This window comes from Clostridium oceanicum, from assembly GCF_039521385.1.
Lineage (GTDB): Bacteria > Bacillota > Clostridia > Clostridiales > Clostridiaceae > Clostridium_F > Clostridium_F oceanicum.
On the sequence record NZ_BAAACG010000010.1, the window covers coordinates 319,141 to 342,707 of the forward strand.

Sequence of the window (23,567 nt, forward strand, 5' to 3'; positions counted from 1 at the left end):
TAAATCTATATTCAACTTTAAATATTTAAAGGTTATCAAATTACAAATCATTTATTAAATTCATACAAAACTTAATAAATAGGGGGAATATTTAAATGTTAAACAAAAGACTTAAAGCAGTTATATTATTAGCTGGTGTATTAACTACTACCACGCTAGTAAAAACCGGTAATGTACATGCTAAAGAGGTAAGTACTGCCTCAAAGGAAAATATACAATCATCAAAAAACAATGAAGATAATGGAATAGTTGCAGATGCTCTTATAAACATGCAAGATGAAACTGCGGAAAGAGACTTAAATGGAAATAAAGAAAAAACTAATGTACTAGTTGAAAATAATACTCTTTTAAAGGAGCTAGATTCAATAAAAGGTTATATAAGTTCTACTAAAAATGTTAGAAATACTATAATTAATGACCTAGGATTTAGTGAAAATAGTATCTATGTAAATAAAATTAATAAAGTTATAGACAAGCTTCATCTTTCAACTACAATATTAGTAGAAAACGCATTAAATATAATAAAAGAAAACAATGATGCCAAAAACGTTGACGTTGCAATAAAATTAGCTAATGATGCTAAATCCTATTTAACTAACAATGAAAAATTGTCATCCTCATCAAGTTACATTCAAAGAATAGAAACAGCTCTTAATAACTTTCAAAATAGCAAATTCTCAATATATGAAAAAAATATAGAAAATAAGATAAATACAGCAATAGAACAAAAAAGTCCTGATAAATTGCTAGATGCCATAAATTTCGCAAAGACATCTAAAAACGAATTAATCACAAAATATAATTTCAAAGTAGAAAGTGAACTTATAACTAACATAAATACTCTTATTGAAGATGCTAATAGACTTTTACCAGAAATAAAGGCAAGTTATGGCATAGACGTTATAAATAAAGCTATTCCAACTAAAAATTTAGATACTTTAGAAAATGCAAAAAAAGTAGCTGTAAAAATCAGAAGCGAACTTATAGAAAATTTTTATATAATGCCTAAGGAAAGAGACGTTGTAAGAATAGATAGTGCTATAAAAAGATTAGATAGCGCTATAGAAGAAGCTAGAAAAAACGCTCCTGTAGATGCTGCATTAAAATCAATAGATGACGTTATAGCTAAAGGCGAATATACTTATGCATCAAAAGATGAGGCTACTAGAGCTTACAACGAACTTATGGACAGTGTAAAATTCGCTCTTTCTTTGAAAGAAAAAACTAGCGATACAACTCTAAAAGAAAATATAGATAAAGGAATAGATAAAGCTATATTCCCACTTATCAATGCTTCAATTAATGCTATTAGAGGAATGAATGGTTCTAATTGTGAAAATTACTTTAAAGATTTATATGAAGCATCCCAAAGATTATATTCTCTTAAAGACTTTTTCAAAAATACTCTTAAAATATCAGATTCTAGTCCTTATATGAATAATGTTAATCATGCTATAGATGAAATGAAACAAAAATCTAATTTAGATACTTCTTTAAGAACACTTAATTTAAAACTAGACTCCTTAAAGGGTATGAAAGATTACGAAGAAAAAATTAAAGTAATAAATTATTGCGAATATATAAGAGTTCATCTACTAGATGATTTAAAATTAAGCCCTGAAAATAGTAAAGTTCAAGAAATGACTGATAAAATAGTTAAAGCTAAACAAAATATACTGTCAGAAAAATATTATAAATCACCAGAAATTCAAATAGTTCAAAATCCTAATTGGTTTTATACAGGTCTTCCAGATAAAATACAAGTTAGAGAAAAAGAAGCACAAGTTAACAACATAGTAATTGATATTATATGCAATGGAAGAACACAAATAAGAGATAACGAAGTAGTATTTTTAGATAAAACAGAAGAAAATAATTATGTTTTTGTAAAAGAAATAATAGAACATATATGGAAACCAAGTTTTGGTCGTTCAGTTAAATTTGCAACAAATGATGGAACTATTGTAGACGACTTTTCAAAAGTACCAGATACAGGCGAGCTAGCTGCAGGCAGTAAGCTTTTTAGTATAGTTATTTCAACTCGCGCTACTATAGTAAACAGAACTTATTGGGAAAGATTAGAATCTTCTAAAGACAATGGAACAGATGATAACGTAACTGTAAGCGCTTCAATATCCACTGGAAAAGAAGAATCTGTAACAAGATCTTTGTCAAAAATGTTAGGAAATGAATCAAGTATAAGTTCAGAATTTGGAATGAGTGCTGGAGTAGAAAATGTAGGCTCAGTTAGTGGTACTTTCTCACAATCTGACTCTGTATCAAGAAGTTTTGAATCAACTTTTGAAAGAAGTTTCTCTGTTTCAGAAGAAATACAAAAAGGTATAGAACATGATTTTGGAAGTATAGATAAAAACTCAGCCGTTGGATTATATCAATTAGTAGAAGAATTTGAAATATTAAATGCTGATGGATTAGTAAATCAAGAAAGAGAATTTTTATCAGGTTTAGATTTAACTCTTAAATTTAATAAAAATCTTAAAGTTAAAACATCAAGATACGCACCAATTGCTATAGAAGAAAATCAAAAATTCATAACTCCATCAAACGTTAAAAACGCCTCTAATTAAATTTATAATGTAGAAAAGCAAGGATAATCACCTGTAAAAAAACTTATAGTTTAATTATATGGGTACCATTATAAAAAAGAAAAGCCAAGTATCAAAGTTTTGAAAACTAGTCTTAATTTTATAATATAAAAAAGTAAGGGCAATCACCTGTAAAAACCTTATAATTTAATTATATGGATAACATTATAAAAAAAAGAAAAGTTATATATCAAAGTTTTGAAAACTAATCTTAATTTTATAATATAAAAAAGTAAGGGCTTATGAAAAGCTTATATTTTCATAAGCCCTTTATATATTTTCTAATTAAAATAAACTAATTTTAGACTAAATCACAATTACAATATAGATAACATTTACCCCTTAAACTAAGATTATGTTAATTTAAAAGTAGTCGGTGGATATGCTTATATTTTATATCTTAAAGATTTAGCTAAGATTATATTAACTTAAAACTAATCCCCTATAATTACATCATAGATAGCATTTGAACCTCACTATCTGTTAAAAATCGATACTCTCCTTTTTCTAATGTTTCATCTAAAAATACATTCCCAATAGAAACTCTCTTTAAATAAACAACAAAACACCCTACTGCCTTTAGCATACGTTTCACCTGATGTTTGCGCCCTTCTGAAATAGTAAGATATCCTGAAACCACTGGCTGTCTGTATAATCCTAAATCCTTTTTACTAAATTTTTCAATACCCATATGCTCCTGAAAATCTTCACATGTCCCAATTTTTTCTACTTTAATTTTTGCAGGCTTTGTAAGTATCTTACCTTTTCCAATTAAAACCCCCTCCTCAAGTTTCTTTATATCATTCTCATCTAATGAACCTAAGGCACAAAAATAATACTTCTTATGAACATGTTTATTGGGACACATAAGTCCATGCTCAAATTCACCATCATTAGTAAGTAACAAAAGTCCTTCTGTATCCTTATCTAACCTTCCAACATGAAAAATACCCTTCATATTTTCTTTGCTAAAATAATCAAGGACTGTTTTTTGACTTTCATCTCTCCTTGCAGTAATACAACCTTTTGGCTTATGGAACATATAATAAACTTTTCCAATATGCTTAACCACTTTATCAAGATATAGGATAATATCCCTATTTTCTTCTATATCTATTGCTGGTTTAATAATAACTTTTCCATTAACTTTCACCATTCCATCTTTTATGTAAGTCCTAACATCTTTCCTAGTACCTATTCCTGATTCTGCTAAAAATTTATCTAATCTCATAGTTTCTCTCTTCTTTCTCTTTTGTTAAGCGTTTCTATTATGTATTTTTTATTTTTATATTTTATACCAGCTCATATTATATCATTTCACCACTTTATAGTGTAAAAATAGTATAAAAAAAAAGCACCTTTAACAAACTTTTTTATAAGTTCATAAAGGACTGCTTTCCTTCTATATAATAAGTAATTTGATTTAATTCCTGTCTACTTTCATAAATGTCAGTTGAAATACATTAAGAGTCAAATGTTTATAGATTTATTGTTTTGCTATTTTTAAATTTTCTATATGTTTTATTGATAAATATGCAGATATTACTCCTAAAGTTGCAAGTAATAGTGGAATTATAATTATAGAATTTAGTGAAAATCCATTGTTATAAGAACAAACAACACATACTAAAACAATAGATGTTAAAATAGTTACAAAAGTTGATTCTCTAACTATTCCTAAATACATAGATATTAAATTCATAAGAGTTGATGTAATTGCATAGATAAATATATTTATAGTATTTATCTCTATCATATATACATTTAATTTGTTAGGTACTAGATTGTTACTCTTATCTATAAAATAAAAACTAACCTCTAGAAAAACATTTGATAATATCATTGTTAAAAAAGTTAACAGAACAATAAAAATAATCTTAGGCACAATTACCTTTTCTCTATCCATTCTACCCGAGGATATTAAAGCCTTTTTATTATTTTTTAATTTCTTAATAATAATATTGGAAATAAGTACGCTTGAAAACATCATAAATATTGCTCTAACCAAACTATCTATAAAAGTAAAAATATTTTTATAATCTAATATAAAATATAATCCTAAGTATTTCATTGGATAAGTTATTATACTTAAAAATCCTAATAAAACAATATTAGCTATAATTACACCTATTATATATTTTTTAAAATTAAAATTTTTAAATTCGTTTTTTATTAATTTAATCATTTTATACTCTCCTTATTAATTGTCTAGTTCTGCTGAATTACATAAGTACGAAAACACCGACGCCTTAACATATAACAATTAAATTTATAACCTTACTATAATTTTAAAAATATCTCTTACATATAAAAACCACTTCCATTTTACTTTTACATATTTTGTTAAAAATATCACCAACCCATACTAGCAAAAAATATAAAAAATGTCAATTATTATATAATATAAATCTTACTTAAAAATATAACCTAGTTATTAAAAAATAGATAGATTTGCTTTTACACAAATCTATCTATTTACCTTTTCCTTTATCTAAATCAATAATAATTCTTGTACAATCCATCAATCCATTTTCATTTGCCATTTTTTCTGAAAGGTTCTTTGCATTAACTTTAACTTCTTCAGAAAGAGCATATTTAATTGCTTTAGTTAAAGCTGATTCAGTTAATTTCTTTCTTGAAATAGACTCTGATCCTACCCCTAATTCATATGATCTATGAGCCCAAGCAAATTGGTCGTTAGAAAATGGTACTATAATACTTGGCACACCAGCACTAAATCCTGCGGCTGTAGTTCCTGCTCCACCATGATGACACACGGCAGCTACCTTTTTAAAAAGCCAAGTGTGTGGAACACTTCCAATTGTAATTATATTATCTGGCAAGTTTTCAAAGTTACCCATTCCACTTATAATTCCACGCTTTCCACTGTTATCTAATGCCTTTTTAATAATGTTAAAAACATGATATTTTTGTTTTTCATTAAATACACTACCAAATCCAAAATAAATAGGTTTTTCACCTTTATCTAAAAAATCTTTAAGTTTTTTATCTGGATTGTATTCTTTATTTTCATTTAAAAACCAATATCCGCTTTGATAAATATTAGTATTCCAGTCAGAAGGTCTTGAAAAAACATGATTACTACATGAAATAATTGAAGGATGCTTTTCATCAACTCTTTCAAAGGGACATCCAAATCCTTTTGGTAATTCTCCAAATTTCTTTTTAAAAAAGCTAACTACATTTGTCTTTGATATCATCCACAACATACCTTGCAAAAGCTTATATGTTAGTTTATTTGGTAATTTAAATCTGCCATAGGTAACAACAGACGCTCGCTCTTTTGTCCTGTGCATTGGAAAAGGTGAAGCAAGTACAGATGGTATACCCATATTTTCAGCTACAAAATAACCAATTGTACAACCGGGATGATATACAATAACATCACTACCATCACATAAATCATACATTTCCTCTGTAACAAAGGATGCATACTTTTTCATCTTATTAAATACTAAAAGCATCTTTAAAGGATTATCTGATGATTGTGCATCTTCTATAAATTTTGGATCTAAATCTATAGATTTATAGTCAGCACTTAAAGGTAAAAAATCCACACCATAGCTTTCAACATAATCCTTAAAACTCTTTCCGGTAACTACTCTAACTTTTCCACCTTGCTTTTTAATCTCTAAAGCTAAAGCTACATAAGGTTGAATATCTCCTCTAGAACCATTACATAAAATTGTAATCATAATTTTATCCTCTTTCTTATTGTTTTTTCCAACAACGTGTTGTACCATAAATATATCAAAGAGAAAAAGTGTAATCAACCAACAATGTTATTACAATTGTCGGATTGAAAGGATATGATATTATGGAAAAAGTTAATGATAAAAAACACATGACTAAAAAGCGCATAATGGACTCGTTTTGGGATATTTACTGTGATAAGAAAATTGAAAAAATAACTGTAAAAGAAGTAACAACAAAAGCAGGATTTAATAGAAGTACATTTTACGAATACTTTTTGGATATATACGATGTTTTAGACCAAATTGAAAAAGAACTTTTGCCAGATATAAAAGCACTGCCACCAATTAAGTTAGCAAACCAAAATTTTGGTATGCCAATTGACAGTTTTCTTAAAATGCTTGAAGAAAAAGAAAAATATTATTCAGTATTATTAGGAGAAAAGGGAGACCCACAATTTATAAGAAAACTAAAAGATTCAGCTAAAAATGCAATTTATACCACACTTGGATCAAAAGTTGATAGTGAAGAACTTGATTTTGTAATAGAATACACCCTTTCAGCAATGATTGGAATAATGGAGTATTGGCTTTCTAAAGGAAAAAACTTATCTAATGAAAAACTTCTTGAACTAACAGGAAAATTAATGGATAACGGAGTATCTTCTTATCTTACAGACAACCTACTTTACACATAAATTTATTGATTTTACTTTTATCAAATAATTCTAAACCCAATTAAAGCCTCCTAGGTTTTAACCCATGAGGCTCATTTATATAAAATTATTTTATTATTTATTAAATATTTCTTTTATTTTAATATTTAATCTATCTTCTAGACCATTTAATTGGTGAGTACCATCTTTAACTACTATTACATCACCAAATTTTTTTATTGTTTCAATTTCTTCCGGGGTAAGTGTACCAACTGCCTCGTCGTTCGTAGCATAAACTCCAATAAATTTCAAAGTATCTTTTAAACTCATCTTCTTCGTATAATCTATTCCACCTACCATTGAATTAACTGCTGCCATATTAGTAAATGATCTTATATAACCTGAAACATCTTGTGAATTTACTGGAGCAGAAAAAGCATGCTTAAGTTTTTCTTCAAAATTATTGATTAAATAAAGTGGTATAATTTTTTCTACCTTACTTCCTGCTTCATTATCAAACATTAAAATATTACCTTTATTAAAATTCAATGCAACCTTTTCTGGCATTTTTAATCTTCCAGCCATCATTACTGAACCAACTAAATCTTTTTGAATTTCTGGGTAATTTGTTAAGGTGAAAGGAACCAATAAGGCACCATATGAATGACCTGCGAGAATTACTTTTTTACCTTCTGAAGCAAATTTATTAGATAGTCTTTGGGCAATAGCAGCATTTACTAAACTTGTCTTTAATAATTTATCGTCACTCGTTTTTCCATCTGCAAAATCAAACGGACGCCCAAACTGTGTTTGATTTATATCTGCAATATCAACATTATCCGGCAAATCATCAAAAAAGTCGTCTCTATGATCTTTAACTTTTGTAGTTGCACCACCAGTAAAATATAAAATAACATTTGGAGAATTATTTAGCCTTGAATTGTCTTTAATATATAAAGATTCAAGGGGCATTTTATCAACTTCTTTTATTGCTTCTTCTTTAAGTTTTTCTATGTTTTTATACCTCTTTGTAAACTCACTATCTGGTTCAATTACTTTCATATGAGTATAAAAATACCCTCCAATAAAAGCTACAACAACAGCAATACTTAATAATGAAAATCTAAATTTAACAACAAAGAAATCCTTTTTTGATAAAAATAAAATTACTCCTATTGGTAAAATAACTAAAAGCATTAATAGTTCGCCGGTCATTCCACCAATCAAATATCCATATGTGAAAATGGAAATCAAAGTAAAAATGAAAATACTATAGTTAGTTTTAGAACTGTCTTCTTTTAATTTTAAAATAACTAAAAATGGAATCATTAATATTAATTGAAATAACCCTCCAACTCCAGTTGCAACCATTAACACAGTTAGAATGCAAAGAGTTTTAAATCCTCCTTTTCCTTTGTCTATATCTATATCATCTCTAGTTACTAAAGTAATTGTTCTTACCATAATCGGAAACATAATAATTGATATAATTGTAACTGCCCATAGTATAAAACTATTTTTATTATAAATAGCGAAAGTATCCTTTAAAAAATATCCCCCTACTGATAAAGCTATTGAATTTAGAATCATAAAAAAATATGCTACAATATTTAGAATTCCTAATAAAAACAGCGACTTTTTCTTCATTGTATATCCTCCTAATATTAAACTATTAAATTAGTTTTTTAAGCAACCTCATCATAAATTACAATATCTATACAGTAGCTTTTTTATATGATTTTCTAATTCTATATATTAAAAATATTGAAATTAAGAATATAACTATAGTACATGCTATTCCAGCTTCTGGTCCAAATGCTCCTCCTGTAAATGAATCTGAACCAATAGATTTTAGTTTCATTATGCTACCAACTCCTGTATCCATACCACTTACTTCAAATCCAAAAAAGTTACCTTGAAATGCATTCCACGCAGCATGTATTCCACAAGCACCCCATAAGTCTTCTGTTTTTATTACATATAGTCCAAAAAATATCCCTGTTATAACTAAATTTATAATTGCTACATAGCTTACATTAGGATTACCCCCATGTAAAACTCCAAAAAATAAAGAGGAAAGTATTAAACCTACTGTAACATTATATTTTGCCCCTAAAACATTCATAAGCCAACCTCTTGCTAATATTTCCTCTGTTGCACCTTGAATCATCCAACCAGGCAAAATCATAAGAAATATTATTATTTTGTCAGCATTGAATACCTCTACTAATTTTATATGTCCTGTTACTGCAAGTAATAATACTACTGAGCTAAATGCTGCTACTCCTACCATAAATCCTTTAAAATATTTTCTAACAAATCCATTCTTATAAAAACCCATACTTGAAACATTACGCTTTTCTATAAATTTTACAAAGGCAAATATAAGTAAAGTAATAGGTAGAAAACCTAATATTAATCGTAATAACATCTTATTAATAGGGCTAGTAAGAAGCTCTGAAAACCTCAGAGCACCACTAATAAGTGCAGCTAACATTTGACCTACAAACAAAAAAATCAAGGCAAATAATAATGTTAAAAACACATTGAATAAATATCTTGATTTTTTTGCTTCTTTAACCAATTGAGTCTCTTTTAAAAACATATAATTCCTCCTATTTCATATTAATCTTATCTTTTGCATGTATAAAAATATTATTATTATTTAATTAATATACTATATTTAACTTATTAAAAACTTAATCATACATTAAAAATGTCTTAAGAAATCAAATCATAAATATATATGCAAAGAAATTTCAAGATATCCTACTTTAACTTTAGCCAAAATATTCTAACTATTATAAAAAATGAAAAAACTTTCATTCCAAACTTTATATTTTTTGGTATTTATTGTATAATTATATGTAATGTATACGATTAACTTTATAAATGATTTTTTTTAAAAAATTTCTATAACTAAAATTTTTAACTTCAGGAGGTATTATTATGGATCCTAACGAAAATTCAGCCTTATTTACCTTTGATGGGAAACCATCCTTAAAAAATGTTGCACCCCTTGGACTTCAACATGTTGTTGCTATGATCGTAGGATGTGTTACCCCTGCACTTATTGTTGCAGGCGTTGCAAAACTTAGTCCTACTGATAAAGTTTTACTAGTTCAAGCTTCACTATTCTTTTCTGGTATCGCTACCTTGATTCAAATCTTCCCAATAGGCGGTGTTATAGGTTCAAGATTACCTATAATCATGGGAGTAAGTTTTGCCTATGTCCCTACCCTAACTGCTATAGCTGGTGAATTTAACATAGCCACAATATTTGGAGCTCAAATAGTAGGTGGTCTAGTTGCAATATTATTTGGTATTTTTCTAAAAAAATTATCTCGTCTCTTTCCGCCACTTATTACAGGTACCGTTATACTTTCAATAGGTTTATCCCTCTACCCTGTTGCTATTAAATATATAGCCGGCGGTGCAGGTTCACCTGATTTTGGTTCTCCTAAAAATTGGGCAGTTGCAATGATAACCCTTGCTGTTGTAACATTTTTTAATCATTTTTCTAAAGGAACCTTAAAACTTGCATCTATTTTGATAGGAATGGTTGTAGGATATATACTTTCTATATTCCTTGGAATGGTATCTTTTGATGCTGTTAGAGAAGCAAGCATGTTCCAAGCTCCTCAATTCATGCATTTTGGTATCAATTTTAACACTACTGCAATAGTATCTATGGTTATTATGTATGTTGTAAATTCTGTTCAAGCTATTGGTGACTTATCTGCTACAACAGGTGGTGGTTTAGATAGACTTCCTACTGACAAAGAACTTTCTCACGGAATTATAGGCTTTGGTTTTACAGGTATTGTTTCTTCTTTCTTTGGATGTATGCCAACTGCAACTTATAGCCAAAACGTTGGTATAGTTACTGTAAACAAAGTTGTAAATAAATGGATATTCATTTTCGCGTCTTTTATCGTTATTTTAACAGGACTTATTCCAAAGTTTGCTTCTATACTTACAACAATTCCTCAATGTGTTCTAGGTGGCGCCACTATTTCAGTCTTTGCCGTAATAACAATGACAGGAATTAAAATGATTGCCTCTAGTAACCTTAACATGAGAAATTGTGCCGTTATCGGACTTTCAGTTGCTCTAGGAATGGGAATCGTCCAAGTTCCTGATTCACTATGCCTATTCCCATCATGGTTTATATCTATCTTTGGAAAATCTTCTGTTGTTGTAACTACATTAGTTGCTATAATTTTAAACCTTATACTCCCAGAAGATAAATCCAAAAATATTTCCACTAAGACCTCTGAAAATGTTAACTCCGATGCATAAAAAAGCCCCTAATAATAAACATATATAAATATATTAGAAACATTTAAAAAGAAGCTTTACACTAGTATTTTACTAATGGAAAGCTTCTTTAGTTTATATATAATTAACAATCTATTGCCCCTTCATAATAAGCAATTTTCTTATCAATTTTCTTAATACCTTTTTTAAGTTCATCAACTCGACATAACATTTCTTTACGATGCTCTAAAAGGATTTTTTTCCTGTCTTCAATAGTATCATCGCCTATAATGCTGAGTCTAACTATTTCTTTAATTTGTGCAACAGGCATATTTGTTTGCTTTAAACATGTAACTATCTCAATCCAAGCAATATTTTCTTCAGTATAAATTCTTCTACCACCGCTATCCCTACCAATAGGTGGTAATATACCTTCTTTTTCATAATACCTTAAGGTATAGGAAGATACACCGGTCAAGGAAGCTGCTTCCTTTATCTTATACATATGTTCACTCCTATCTACTACAAAAACTATTAATGTTATTATAACCTACTTATAAGCATAATAGAAAAAACTTGAAAAAGTCAATTTATATAATGAATTCTTTTCTATTTACTTCCTTAATATAAAATATACCATTTCTTAAATGTTAAATATATTTTTGATATTAAGTTTATATAGAAATGAATAGATATTTGATATACCTAAGTTATATTATAAACTTTTATTATTAAGCATCCTGCATTGTATCTGTGATAATAATTTCTCTTAGAGAAACAGCTTGTGGTAGTTCATAAGCAAATTTAACTGTAGTAGCCACATCATCAGCTGTAATATTTATAGCACCAACTGACTCTTTCCATTCATTATAGCCCTTAATAATATTTTCATCTGTTGTATGTCCTAGTAGTTCAGTATTAACAGCTCCTGGATTAATAGATAATACCCTAACATTATGTGGTGACATTTCACCTCTTGCAACTGCAGTTAATCCTGTTACACCATATTTACTTGCACAATAAGCTCCATGATTTCCAAAAGGTTGAACCCCTGCAATTGATGAGAAGTTTATAATTGTTCCTGATTTTCTTTCTTTCATATCACTCATAACAATTTTCATACCATTCATTACGCCAATAACATTAACATCCAACATTTTCTTCCATTCCCTAGGATCTTGTGTTTCAATATTTCCAAGCAACATAATCCCTGCATTATTCACAATCAAATCTGTTTTCCCATATTTTTCTTCAGCTTCTCTTACTGCCCCTTCAAATCCTTCTAAATCAGTTACATCTACTTTTCTACAGATTGTATTTGGTAAATTCATCTCTTCCATTTTTTCAACTCTTCTTGCTAAAAGTAATAATGGATAACCCTCTTTTGCAAACTTTTTAGCCATTGCCATACCAAATCCGGAACTTGCCCCTGTAATTACTACTAATTTTTTCATCATTAATTCCTCCCCAAAATCCAGTTATAATCTTATCTTTTCTATAAAACACGAATCAACTTTCTATTTATAAATTCTTCCATTCCTTCTTTTCCAAGTTCTTTTCCAAATCCTGAGTTTTTAACCCCTCCAAAAGGCAAACAAGGTTCTGATATTGTAAAACTATTAATAAATGTTACCCCACTTTCAATTTTTGAAGCAATTTTTTTAGCATTCTCAATATCCTCACTCATAATAGCTGAACTTAACCCAAAAGGTGAATCATTAGCAATTCTAACAGCATCTTCTGCATCCTTTGCTCTAAATACCATAGCCGCTGGACCAAATAGTTCTTTATAATAAATATCCATATCTTTAGTAACATTACTAATTATAGTAGGCTTCAACCAAGCACCTTCTAAATCTTCTCTTTTTCCTCCAACTTCTAAAGTAGCCCCTTGCTCAATAGCTTGTTTAATGTCATTTAATAATTTTTCACATTCCTCTTCACTTACCATTGGTGCATAATCTGTATTTAAATCCATAGGATCACCTGGTTTCATTTTTGCCATATCTTTTTTAAATCCTTCTAAAAATGCATCATACACAGAATCAACAACAATATAACGCTTTGAACCTGTACAAACTTCACCAGAGTTAAACATTTTAGCAGTTATTGCAATCTCTGCGACTTTATCAAGATCCGCATCTTCAAGTACAATAAAAGCATCACTTCCCCCTAGTTCCATAACTGCTTTTTTAAGATTCTTTCCAGCTAAAGATGCAACAGCCGCTCCAGCACGTTCACTACCAGTTAATGACACCCCACGTACTATAGGATTTTTAATAACCCTTTCTGCACTTTTTGATGTAATTAATAAATTTGTTACAACACCTTCTGGAAATCCTGATTCTAAAAATAATTTTTCTACTGCTTGAGCTGCTTGCGGCACATTAGATGCATGTTTAAAAAGCACAACATTCCCTGCCATAATATTAGGTGCTATAAATCTAATAATTTGATAGAAGGGAAAATTCCATGGCATTACTCCAAAAATAACACCAATAGGATGAGCTTCTAAATAAGCTTCTCCTTCTTTAACATCCTCAATAATTTCAGGTGCTAAAAACCTTTCAGCATTTCTTGCATAATATTCACACATATCAGCACAGTTGGGAATTTCCCATTCAATACCTTCTCTTAACAACTTGCCCATTTCAATTGTCATGATACTTGCATATTTTTTAGGATTTGCCATCAACTCTGTAACAACATTTGTCATAAGCTTTGCACGTTCAGAAATAGATGTTTCTTTCCATTTTTTATAAGCCTTATCTGCTCTTAGTATCGCTTCATCAATCTTTTCATTTGACATTGGTTCAAATATTTTTTCCACCTTGTTTGTATATGGATTTTTTGATTGGATTGCCATTTCAATTCTCCTTTTCTTTAATTATTTTTGTCTGTTCATTGGTATGACTAGAGTTTATAACTTCTAGTTAACTCTAAGTCAAGGGTTTTTTTTAAAAAATTTATAATTTTTTATACAAACAAATTCCCTACACATATATAAAGTCTATGATCACATAAAAAAACTAGCTTAATACATTAATGTATCAAGCTAGCTTTACTTTTCACCTATTATTCTTTTTGTAATAGCATATCAGCTAAAGTTATATAAAAATCCTATTCCTTGATTATTTTTACGATACCATTGTTACCATCAACTTCAAGCATATCCCCATCTTTTACAACATCCATTATTCCCATCATTCCACTTACGCAAGGGATACCGTATTCTCTAGCTATTATTCCGCCGTGTTGAAGTGGTCCACCTATTTCCATTATTACCCCTGCTGCATTTATAAAAATTGGTGTCCATGATGGTTCTGTTGCTTTTGTAACCAAGATTTCTCCTGGATTTAATGGTTTTTCATAAGGAGTTTTAAGAACCTTAGCTTTTCCTCTAACTACCCCTGGTGCTATGGCAGAACCTACTAAATCTCCTTTTTTAGGATCAATTTTAGCATTATATATCTTTCCTCTACTGTCTATTACAAGAGGCCAATTCTTAACATTTTCAACCTTTTTATATGGCTCTAAATTTTTCTCTCTAATAGCTCTTAAATCTATATTTTCTCCCTTTTGGGCTACTGTAATTTCTTTAATGTGAAGGTCGAATATATGATATTTCTCATCAAGTTTACCTTCTTTAACAAGCTTTTCTCCTAACTCTAAAAGCAATTCATGAATTTTTGAACATATCATAACAATTATATACTTAGGATGTTCTCTGTATCCAAAAGTAGCTTGATAAATATCACTTTGTCTTTTAAATTTCTTCTGGAATCCATTTTCCTTTGCTATTTTTAAAAGTTTATTATAAGCTTCTAATCTTTTTTCTTTAACCTTTGTTATTTGACTATCATTAATATTTATATTAACAAGCTTTTCATACAATAAATAAGGATCTTCATACACTCTTTTTGAAGCAACGTCTATCTCCATAAATCCTCTTGCTCCAAACTTCTTTATATACTCATCATAAAGTTCCATAAACTCTTTTGAGTAAGCTCTCTTTTTAATTTTGTTTACAAATTCCTCTCCTGATTTAGTGTTTTGGAATTCATTAAAAGATGCAAGTTCAAATAGCATATATCCCATTTCACTAGTTGGGTTTCCTTCTAAATCCATACCTAAAGCTACTATTTCATTATCTACGTCTTTTCCCTTAAACATCTTTTTAATAGCTGTAAAAGCTCCCATTCCAGCCATAACAACACCAAAAGTAGTCATTGCAATATAAGTATCTTTCATTAAAGACTCAACTATCTTATCAAAATCCTTATCCAATTTTAATTCTCTAAGATGGGCAAAAATTTCTTCTGCCATTTTATTATAATCTTTAATAGCATCTCTATAATTTGAAAATTTCGCTTTAGCAGCAGATGGTATCATTTTAAAAACCATTCCTGCCATAGCTCTCTTAGAACCCTTCAAACTCTCTGGTTTTTTGTCTAACTTATATTGTGAAAGATCTATCTCCTTAAATATCTTATTTAGATTTTCATCATAACCATTTAAAAATTTGTTAGTTGTGGCTTTACCCCAAGATTTTAACATTCCTGATACATTGATATACTGTCTACCATGTAAAGCTGGTGCAACTCCATCTGCTGCTGGATTTATAAGTCCATTTTTTATTACATACACCACTTTACTCCAAAGCTCTATACCTAATACAGACATGCTTTCTGAAAATCCTTGAGTCATTATCATCATATCAACATATATTTTTTTTCTTTCACCTTTTTCTGTTACAATCTCAGGGAATAATGGGATATAGGTTGTTATAGGTCTTGACTGTAAAAGGTATAGTTTTCCTTTTTCAAAAGCCCATTCTGTATCCATAGGTTTACCATAATGCTCTTCACATTTTTTAATCAAATGGCTTAATTCTAATATTTCCTTATCAGTAAGAGCTTGCTTTTTAGGATCATCTACTTTTTTCTGAGTAGTTCCTCCATCTTCTTTAAGCCATAGAGCATTCTCTTTTTCTCCTATTTTCTTTTCTATAATCTTTTCATCTACAGTATCTACAACATAAGCATCTGGCGTTACTATTCCAGATACTATGCTCTCTCCAAGTCCAAAAGATGCATTAATCATAACTTCATCATAACAGTTATTGCTAGGATTCAATGAAAAACCTACTCCACTTACATCAGAAGCTATCTGTCTTTGAACTACCACAGCTATAGAAGTGTTCTCTAAATTTATTTTATTTTGCTTTTTATATTCCATAACCCTAAAATCAAAACAAGAAGAAAATGCCGCTGCCACTGATTTTTCTAGCATATTCAATGTGACACCTAAATAAGTTTCATACATTCCTGCAAAACTAGTTCCTTCCAAATCCTCTTCCGGTGAAGATGAACGAACAGCAAAAATAGTATCCTTATTAAATTCCTTTAACGCTTCCTTTATAGATTTATGCTGATTATCAGTAAAAGTTAAATTTTCTGCCTTCTTTTTTACTAAATCACAACTTTCCTTTTTAGTATCTAATAATAATTTCTTCCATTCATCAGAGCTTTTAATATCCTTAAGCCAAGGCTTAAAAAATTCTACCGCTAAAACAAATCCTCCTGGAACGGGAAATCCTGCCTTTGAGGTTTCTATAAGTGCCTTACCTTTCCCCCCAACCTGTGATAATATAAAATTCTCCGCTTTGTCAAAATGATAAATTTTATTATTCACATTGATCCCTCCTATTTTATCTATAGTTTTGCTTTTATTTTACTTTTAATTCTGTTCCATCTATACTCTTTCTTGTATTTTACCTATGATTTAATTGTATTTTACTTCTAATTCAATGTAGCCTTAAGTTTTTATTATGAAATATCAAAACAGCCTCTTACTATTCTACAAAATTACTATTTGTAGGAATGACCTTATTTATAAAAATGCTTTTTGAAAAACTCTGCATAAGAATCGCATTCCTCTTTTATTTTAGCAATATCCATTTCTTTTTCTGTATCTTTTCTTAATTCCCAATGGTTTCGCACAATTTCTCCTAATGTAGCTATTATAACCATTTTCATTTTTTCTATATCTACGTCTTCTTTAACAGGGCTAAAATCTAAATTATGTGTATATATTTTTTCCATAATCCCTGGTGACAGTTCTTCCACATATTTCTTTAGGTTACCCCTATTAATCTTGCTTCTATATTTTTCTATAAATTCAATCATATAAGGATAGGAATTCATTAATTCGCACTTTATAATAACCGCTTCCTTTATACGATTTATAAAATCCTTCTCTTTAAATCCAAGATTATTCATTAGATCATCTACCATAAATTTAGTAGAAAAATATATTAGAAACTGAAACAAATCCTCCTTATTCTTAAAATAATGGTATAGAAGTCCTCTTGAAACCTCAGCTTTTTTAACAATAGCATTAGTTGATGCTTTCTCTATATCATTTTTTGCAAAAACCTCAAAGGATGAATTTATTATTCTTAAAACTTTATCATTTTTAATATCTATATGCTCATATTTTTTGTCCATTTTCACACTTCCTTTAACCATCTGGTATAGTTTGTCTTGTCACCGACACTTTCTGTCTATTTGTTTTCATTATACATTCTACAAACAGAAACTGTCAATACTTTTTTTAAAAGAATTCTATCCCATAAATAGAAATATAAATTTTATCACTGCCTTGCCTGGCCTTTCTAATCACACATGGTTAATTAGAAGCTCCACTTGCTCAACCAAAACAATAATTATCAAATTGCATTAAATATAAACCACAATTTAACCTCCAAAGGAAAAAGAGAAATTACACCATTTGTACTAGTACTCCCCCCCTAAACTAAAAAAAGAAGCAACCCTATTTGAGTTACTTCTTTTATAAATTTTATATTATTAAATTTTTAAAACTTATCTGCATACATTTATTATATTTCTTGGATTTCCACAATTTCTTCTAACTTCATCAGCTGTTTTAATAATATTTTCATAGCTTACATCAGCTAAAGGTTTCAAGCTACTAATTTGATACTCAACTGTTTCAGCTAAATCATCTCTTATACTCATAATTACAATACCTGCTGCTTTTAATACAGGTGTTATAAGCTTTCCGTATGATTTTGTAGCCTTTTCATAACTTTTTATGTTTGAATAATCTACATTTTCAAAAGTATTCATGATTTTTCTTGCATATTCTATATTTGTAGCAACTTGCACATTTTTAATACCATAGAATTTATTATCTAAATCCTTAACTATATTTTTTATAAATTTCTCATCTATTCTTTGTGGAACTGAGGCTATAATTTTTTCTACCCTTGCAGATATATTTAAGTTAAGTAGTTTTTGCTGATCTTTATTTAGATTTTTTTCTCCATAGGTATTTATCTTACCTTTAACTATTCCAAGTTCCGCATAATCTTCATAAGATAAACCACTTCTTATAACAGGCATAACAGACCTTGCATAATCCATAATCTTTGAAGAATCCATTAATTTTTTTAAAGTGAAATCTACTCCATTTACATTAAACTTAGTTTTTAAGTTTTCCATATTATTAGAAATGCCTTTTGAAGTATTGTTTTTCATCTCTAAAATAAGATTGTCTATTCCTTTTTTTAGTGATTTTCTATCATCTTTCAAACTACTGCAGTCACTGAAATTTCTAGTTGCTTGTACTATAAAATTCTCTACATAATAATCATAGCACTTTACATCTTTCCCTTGAGATTTAGAAGAAAATACATCAACATAATCTTTATTTAAAACTTCTCCTTTAATCTTATAATAACTAACTACTTTAAATTCTTTTCCATCTTTACCTATGCATTTTTGATCAAACATGTCGTCCCATGGTATAATTGTTATTTCATATGGATAGGGCTTTTCTTTAGTTTTGGCATTTTTAATTCCCAACGCATTACTTGTATCAAACTTAACTTTTGCTAAATTTGTTGTACTGCCAATATTCATAATTTTAACCCCCTATGTAATCAAAATATACAAAGTGATATACCAGTACATTATATGATACCGACTTTACAGCAACTATCTTTTATATTTTCTACTTCCCTCCTTTTCAAAATTTGTTTTTTATATTGAACAAAATCTATCTAGAATAGTATCGTTATTTTCTTTTTAATTTTTACCATAAATAACATTTATTAACACTATCCCATATGAAAAAGCAACTCGCCTTGAGTTGCTTCTCCTCTAAATATTATATTATTAAATTTAAAAATAATTTCTTAAATTTTTATATAACCTTATTAATTTAATCATAATGGAAAAAATTTGTGGAACAAACTATGTTTCTAACACCTATTACAAATCAAAATTTTTGTTTTTGTTACTTTTTTTAATCAAATCACCATTTATAATTTATGCCAATTATAAAAATCTTTAAGTTCTGCTTTTCGCTTTTCTGGTAAATCCTTTTTCCTAACACCACAAATTGCACCTTCAAGAGCTAACAATCTATGAATACAGGCAGATGAATCAATCTCTTGTATCTTTAGCCATGCCTTTTCTGTTCCAATATCTTTTAATTCATCATAAGTAAATATCTCTACTTTGTTTAACTGACTTTCAATTTTTTCGCCTATATTAGGTAGTTTTGATAATTCTCCCATAATAAAACACGCCTTTCAAAATAATAAGGTATTTTACTGCTGTTAAGACAAAAATTCTAAAACTAAATTTCTAAACTCTTTTTTATTACTAAACATAGCTGGATGATTTCCCTCTTTAAAAATAACCAACTTAGAGTTTTTCATTTTAGAATCAACATCTTTTAATATGTTTTCAGCATTAGGTATTAAGTCATCTTTTGAGCTTCCTGTAATTAAAACGTTGTTTTCTATATCCTTAAGGTCACCATCGAAAAAATCGCCTAGATTTCTTGAAAAATCCACCATTAACTTTGTATTTTGATCAATAACCTTTTCCCAATCAAATCCATGCATCATAAGCCAAAATATCTTAGGCCCTAGCTTTTGCTTTGCTATTTTCCTATCATCCACAATCTTTTCAGCAAAATCACTAGATAAACTTTCCCCCATAAAACTATCTGCAATTATTTTATAGAATAAATTAGGGTCTTTTAGTGCAGCATTTAAAGCAACACTAGCCCCACCGCTTGTACCTAACAAATTAACATCCTTAATTTTAAGGTATCTGCATAGTTCAATAATCATATCAGCATTGAAACTCCAATGGTTTAACGGTAATTTATCCACTCTTTGAGATTTCCCTTGACCTACTAAATCTACTAAAATCACCTTAAAGTTTTTAGAATAAAACTTCATCTCAGGTAAAACCATTTTTGAGGAAGCTGTATCTCCATGTATGATAATTAAAGGACTTCCTTCTCCGTACACTCTATAATAAATTTTTGAATTTTTAAAATTAAAATATGACATTTTTTATCCTCCCAATAATAAACATTGTAAAACTTTTTAATAAATGTTTGTTTTATATAGTCTACATGGGAGACTCAGTATTTCTCTTACATATAGACTATATTAGTCTATTAAAAATCCCCATCGAAATACCTCCTTTTATTTTAGTAACTCATATTATTTTCCATATATGAATTGTCATAAAAATTATATCATAAACATTGAAAAAATTACACTTTTCTACCATATTAAACACTTATCTTCATTTAAAATTACTTTATATAATTTTGATACGAAATTATAGATATAGTGCATTTGTAAGTTAAGAATCTTTATAATATGCTTTGAATAGCTTAATAAAAATAGCCGCTAACCCAAACAGTAAGTAACGGCTATTTTAAAACTTTCCAATGCATTTAATTTTAAATTCTAACTTTTATTTTAAAAAAGCTCCTGTATAACTCTCTGGACACTTAGCAATTTCTGCTGGTGAACCTTCTTTGATAATAGTTCCACCTTTTGATCCACCTTCTGGACCTAAATCAATAATCCAATCGCTTTGTGAAATCACTTCAAGTGAATGCTCAATAACAACAACTGAATGACCACGTCCTATCAGTTTTCGAAGTAATTTTATTAGTTTGTCTATATCATTTGGATGTAATCCTGTTGTTGGCTCATCTAATATATACAGTATATTTCCTTCACAAGTTCTTCCTAATTCTTTGGAAAGTTTTATTCTCTGACATTCTCCCCCAGATAATGTAGCTGTTGATTGACCTAAGGCCAAATACTCCAATCCAACTTCACTTAGAACACTTAATCTGTTAAAAACATCTTTATTATCTTTAAAAATTTCCATATTCTCCTTTACTGTCATATCAAGAATTTCAGAAATATTATATCCTTTATACTTCACTTCTAATACCCTTTTATTAAATCTCTTACCATGACATACTGGACAAATCACTTCAATATCATCTAAAAAATGCATATCAAGTGGAATGGAACCAAGTCCATGGCATTTCTCACAACGGCCACCTTTAACATTAAATGAAAAATCACTACTTTTAAGCTTTCGTTCTTTCGCCTCTTTTTGTTTTGAAAATATAGCCCTAATGTTTGTAAAAATATCTGTATAAGTTGCCACTGTTGACCTTGATGATTTTCCAATTCTTTTCTGATTCACTTCGATGATGCGATTTAACTGATTCATACCTTTAATTTCTTCAACAGCTTTCTTTTCACCATTAGCAAAACCAGCCAGTACATCAAATATTAATGTTGATTTTCCTGAACCTGATAGTCCAGTGACTGTAACAAGTTTGTTTAAAGGTATATTTACATCAATATTCTTGAGATTATGTTCATACGCATTTATTATCTGAATATGATTTTCCCCTACTCTTTTAACATGAGAATTAACTTTATATGATTTGTTTAAGTATTTCCCTGTTAATGATTGTTCAAAATTAGAAATCTCTTTTGGATCACCATATGCCACAATATGACCACCTTTGCTTCCTGAATGTGGTCCAAAATCAATAACATAATCACACTTACTTATAAAATCCATATCATGTTCTATAACTAAAACTGTATTACCACCATCCCTGAGTTTTTTCAAGGCATCTAATATTTTCATTGTATCTTTAGGATGAAGTCCCGTTGTTGGCTCATCCAAAATATAAAGCACACCTGTAAGTCCTGAATCCAGTAAACTTGCCATTCTAAGACGCTGTGCTTCCCCACCTGATAATGACTTTATCATTCTATCAATAGTTAAATAACCTAATCCAATGCTTACTATACTTTTTATTCGTCTCAAAATATCAGTAATCATTGATTCCAAAACCTCACGATTTTCTACACCTAATTTTTCAGGTAATGTGCATACCCATTCCTTTAAATCATCAATGGTATAGGCAGATATTTCAATGATAGATTTCCCATCAATAAATACATTTCTTGCCTGCTCATTCAGTCGTGTACCATCACATGATGGACATATTATTCTTTTAAAGCATGCTTCAATATTTTTATTTGATGTACCTTTTCTAATATTTTCCGCTGATTTTTTATTAAGAAATGTAAGTATACCCTCAAAATATCCATCACATACTTTCTTAGGTCTAGCTATTGTAGAAAATAGTTTTTTAAACTTGTCATAGTTAACACCATGATAAAAGATCATACGTTCTAATTCATTATAATCTTTTACCGGCTTCTTCACATTAAACTCTAGTTTATAATGTTTTGATAACGCTACCAGAACATGTTCATAATGTTCAGCCATTATACCCTGCCACATCTTAACTGCTCCTTGTCCAATAGCTAAATCTTCATTAACAATTCCACTTGGATCAACTTCATTAACCTCCCCTAACCCACTGCAGTGTTCACAAAAACCTTCTGCTTTATTAAAAGAAAAATGTGCCATAGTCAGTTTAGATATTATGCCACCGCAATGTGGACAATTAGTTGTTTTGTTTTCTGAAGTTTCTATTTCAATATCATCCTCAGTTATAAAAATAGGTTTTATTTTCTCATTACAATGAGGACAGTAACGTTCACCACATTTAGCATAAAGTAATCTTAAATAAGTTAACACCTCAGTAAATGTTCCAACTGTTGATCTTGGATTTCTGTTGTTAATACCTTGTGAAATACTTATGGATGGGGAAAGACCTACAATTTTATCAACTTTTGCTTTATTCATTCCATCTGTTACCATACCCATGGATTCCATGTACTGCCTTTGACATTCTCTTTGAAGGATATCAAAAGCGAATGTTGACTTCCCTGAACCAGAAGGTCCTGTAATTGCTACTAATTTATTTTTGGGTATTCTCACTGATACATTTTTTAGGTTGTGTTCTTTTGCTCCAATAATTTCAATATATTCGTACATTTTTCCTCCTTCTAATTATCCCTTTTTAAATTATAATGTTATAATAAA

17 protein-coding genes are annotated in these 23,567 nt (G+C 29.1%); 3 read left to right on the top strand and 14 right to left on the bottom strand.

Translation table 11 applies throughout. The features are described from left to right. Positions 1 to 95 precede the first annotated feature (95 nt). The gene (locus ABDZ71_RS11965; protein WP_343761874.1) at positions 96 to 2,588 is read left to right on the top strand and encodes a hypothetical protein; all 2,493 of its coding nucleotides are present in this window, start codon (positions 96 to 98) and stop codon (positions 2,586 to 2,588) included. Positions 2,589 to 3,054: 466 nt separating this feature from the next. On the opposite strand, the gene ABDZ71_RS11970 is transcribed toward ABDZ71_RS11965, so the two are convergent. The 3 genes from ABDZ71_RS11970 to ABDZ71_RS11980 form a co-directional block, all read right to left on the bottom strand. Next, positions 3,055 to 3,837 carry a pseudouridine synthase gene (locus ABDZ71_RS11970; protein WP_343761876.1) on the bottom strand — a complete coding sequence of 261 codons (783 nt, stop codon included), beginning with the start codon at positions 3,835 to 3,837 and terminating at the stop codon, positions 3,055 to 3,057. Between the two features lie 255 nt (positions 3,838 to 4,092). Then, the gene (locus tag ABDZ71_RS11975; protein ID WP_343761878.1) at positions 4,093 to 4,791 is read right to left on the bottom strand and encodes a hypothetical protein; all 699 of its coding nucleotides are present in this window, start codon (positions 4,789 to 4,791) and stop codon (positions 4,093 to 4,095) included. Positions 4,792 to 5,077: 286 nt separating this feature from the next. Further along, positions 5,078 to 6,322, bottom strand: coding sequence for a glycosyltransferase (locus ABDZ71_RS11980; protein ID WP_343761880.1), 1,245 nt, complete (start codon positions 6,320 to 6,322; stop codon positions 5,078 to 5,080). A gap of 167 nt (positions 6,323 to 6,489) precedes the next feature. Here ABDZ71_RS11980 and ABDZ71_RS11985 point away from each other — a divergent pair, with 167 nt between their 5' ends. Next, the gene (locus ABDZ71_RS11985) at positions 6,490 to 7,017 is read left to right on the top strand and encodes a TetR-like C-terminal domain-containing protein (RefSeq protein ID WP_343761882.1); all 528 of its coding nucleotides are present in this window, start codon (positions 6,490 to 6,492) and stop codon (positions 7,015 to 7,017) included. Positions 7,018 to 7,110: 93 nt separating this feature from the next. Here ABDZ71_RS11985 and ABDZ71_RS11990 read toward each other — a convergent pair whose 3' ends face one another. Continuing rightward, the gene (locus ABDZ71_RS11990; protein ID WP_343761884.1) at positions 7,111 to 8,622 is read right to left on the bottom strand and encodes a hypothetical protein; all 1,512 of its coding nucleotides are present in this window, start codon (positions 8,620 to 8,622) and stop codon (positions 7,111 to 7,113) included. 67 nt (positions 8,623 to 8,689) lie between these two features. Further along, on the bottom strand, positions 8,690 to 9,580 hold the full coding sequence (locus ABDZ71_RS11995) for a CPBP family intramembrane glutamic endopeptidase (RefSeq protein ID WP_343761885.1): 891 nt from the start codon (positions 9,578 to 9,580) through the stop codon (positions 8,690 to 8,692). Positions 9,581 to 9,924: 344 nt separating this feature from the next. On the opposite strand from ABDZ71_RS11995, the gene ABDZ71_RS12000 reads away from it, so the two are divergent. Beyond that, positions 9,925 to 11,277, top strand: a complete 1,353-nt coding sequence (locus tag ABDZ71_RS12000) for a uracil-xanthine permease family protein (protein ID WP_343761886.1) — start codon at positions 9,925 to 9,927, stop codon at positions 11,275 to 11,277. Between the two features lie 103 nt (positions 11,278 to 11,380). Here ABDZ71_RS12000 and ABDZ71_RS12005 read toward each other — a convergent pair whose 3' ends face one another. The 9 genes from ABDZ71_RS12005 to uvrA all read right to left on the bottom strand — a co-directional run bounded on the left by ABDZ71_RS12005 (position 11,381) and on the right by uvrA (position 23,519). After that, complete coding sequence (locus ABDZ71_RS12005; protein ID WP_343761887.1) at positions 11,381 to 11,740, bottom strand: MerR family transcriptional regulator; 360 nt, start codon at positions 11,738 to 11,740, stop codon at positions 11,381 to 11,383. A 226-nt stretch (positions 11,741 to 11,966) separates the two neighbouring features. Beyond that, the gene (locus ABDZ71_RS12010; protein WP_343761888.1) at positions 11,967 to 12,689 is read right to left on the bottom strand and encodes an SDR family oxidoreductase; all 723 of its coding nucleotides are present in this window, start codon (positions 12,687 to 12,689) and stop codon (positions 11,967 to 11,969) included. Positions 12,690 to 12,730: 41 nt separating this feature from the next. Further along, positions 12,731 to 14,101, bottom strand: a complete 1,371-nt coding sequence (locus tag ABDZ71_RS12015; protein WP_343761889.1) for an NAD-dependent succinate-semialdehyde dehydrogenase — start codon at positions 14,099 to 14,101, stop codon at positions 12,731 to 12,733. 254 nt (positions 14,102 to 14,355) lie between these two features. After that, positions 14,356 to 16,929 carry a PEP/pyruvate-binding domain-containing protein gene (locus tag ABDZ71_RS12020; RefSeq protein WP_343761890.1) on the bottom strand — a complete coding sequence of 858 codons (2,574 nt, stop codon included), beginning with the start codon at positions 16,927 to 16,929 and terminating at the stop codon, positions 14,356 to 14,358. A gap of 194 nt (positions 16,930 to 17,123) precedes the next feature. After that, positions 17,124 to 17,744, bottom strand: a complete 621-nt coding sequence (locus ABDZ71_RS12025) for a TetR/AcrR family transcriptional regulator (RefSeq protein WP_343761891.1) — start codon at positions 17,742 to 17,744, stop codon at positions 17,124 to 17,126. 375 nt (positions 17,745 to 18,119) lie between these two features. After that, positions 18,120 to 19,181 (bottom strand): hypothetical protein, encoded by a 1,062-nt coding sequence (locus tag ABDZ71_RS12030; protein WP_343761892.1) that lies wholly within the window; start codon positions 19,179 to 19,181, stop codon positions 18,120 to 18,122. 401 nt (positions 19,182 to 19,582) lie between these two features. After that, complete coding sequence (locus ABDZ71_RS12035) at positions 19,583 to 19,840, bottom strand: TfoX/Sxy family protein (RefSeq protein WP_343761893.1); 258 nt, start codon at positions 19,838 to 19,840, stop codon at positions 19,583 to 19,585. Between the two features lie 42 nt (positions 19,841 to 19,882). Continuing rightward, the gene (locus tag ABDZ71_RS12040) at positions 19,883 to 20,629 is read right to left on the bottom strand and encodes an alpha/beta fold hydrolase (protein ID WP_343761894.1); all 747 of its coding nucleotides are present in this window, start codon (positions 20,627 to 20,629) and stop codon (positions 19,883 to 19,885) included. 415 nt (positions 20,630 to 21,044) lie between these two features. Continuing rightward, on the bottom strand, positions 21,045 to 23,519 hold the full coding sequence (gene uvrA, locus ABDZ71_RS12045; protein ID WP_343761895.1) for an excinuclease ABC subunit UvrA: 2,475 nt from the start codon (positions 23,517 to 23,519) through the stop codon (positions 21,045 to 21,047). Between the last annotated feature and the right edge of the window lie 48 nt (positions 23,520 to 23,567).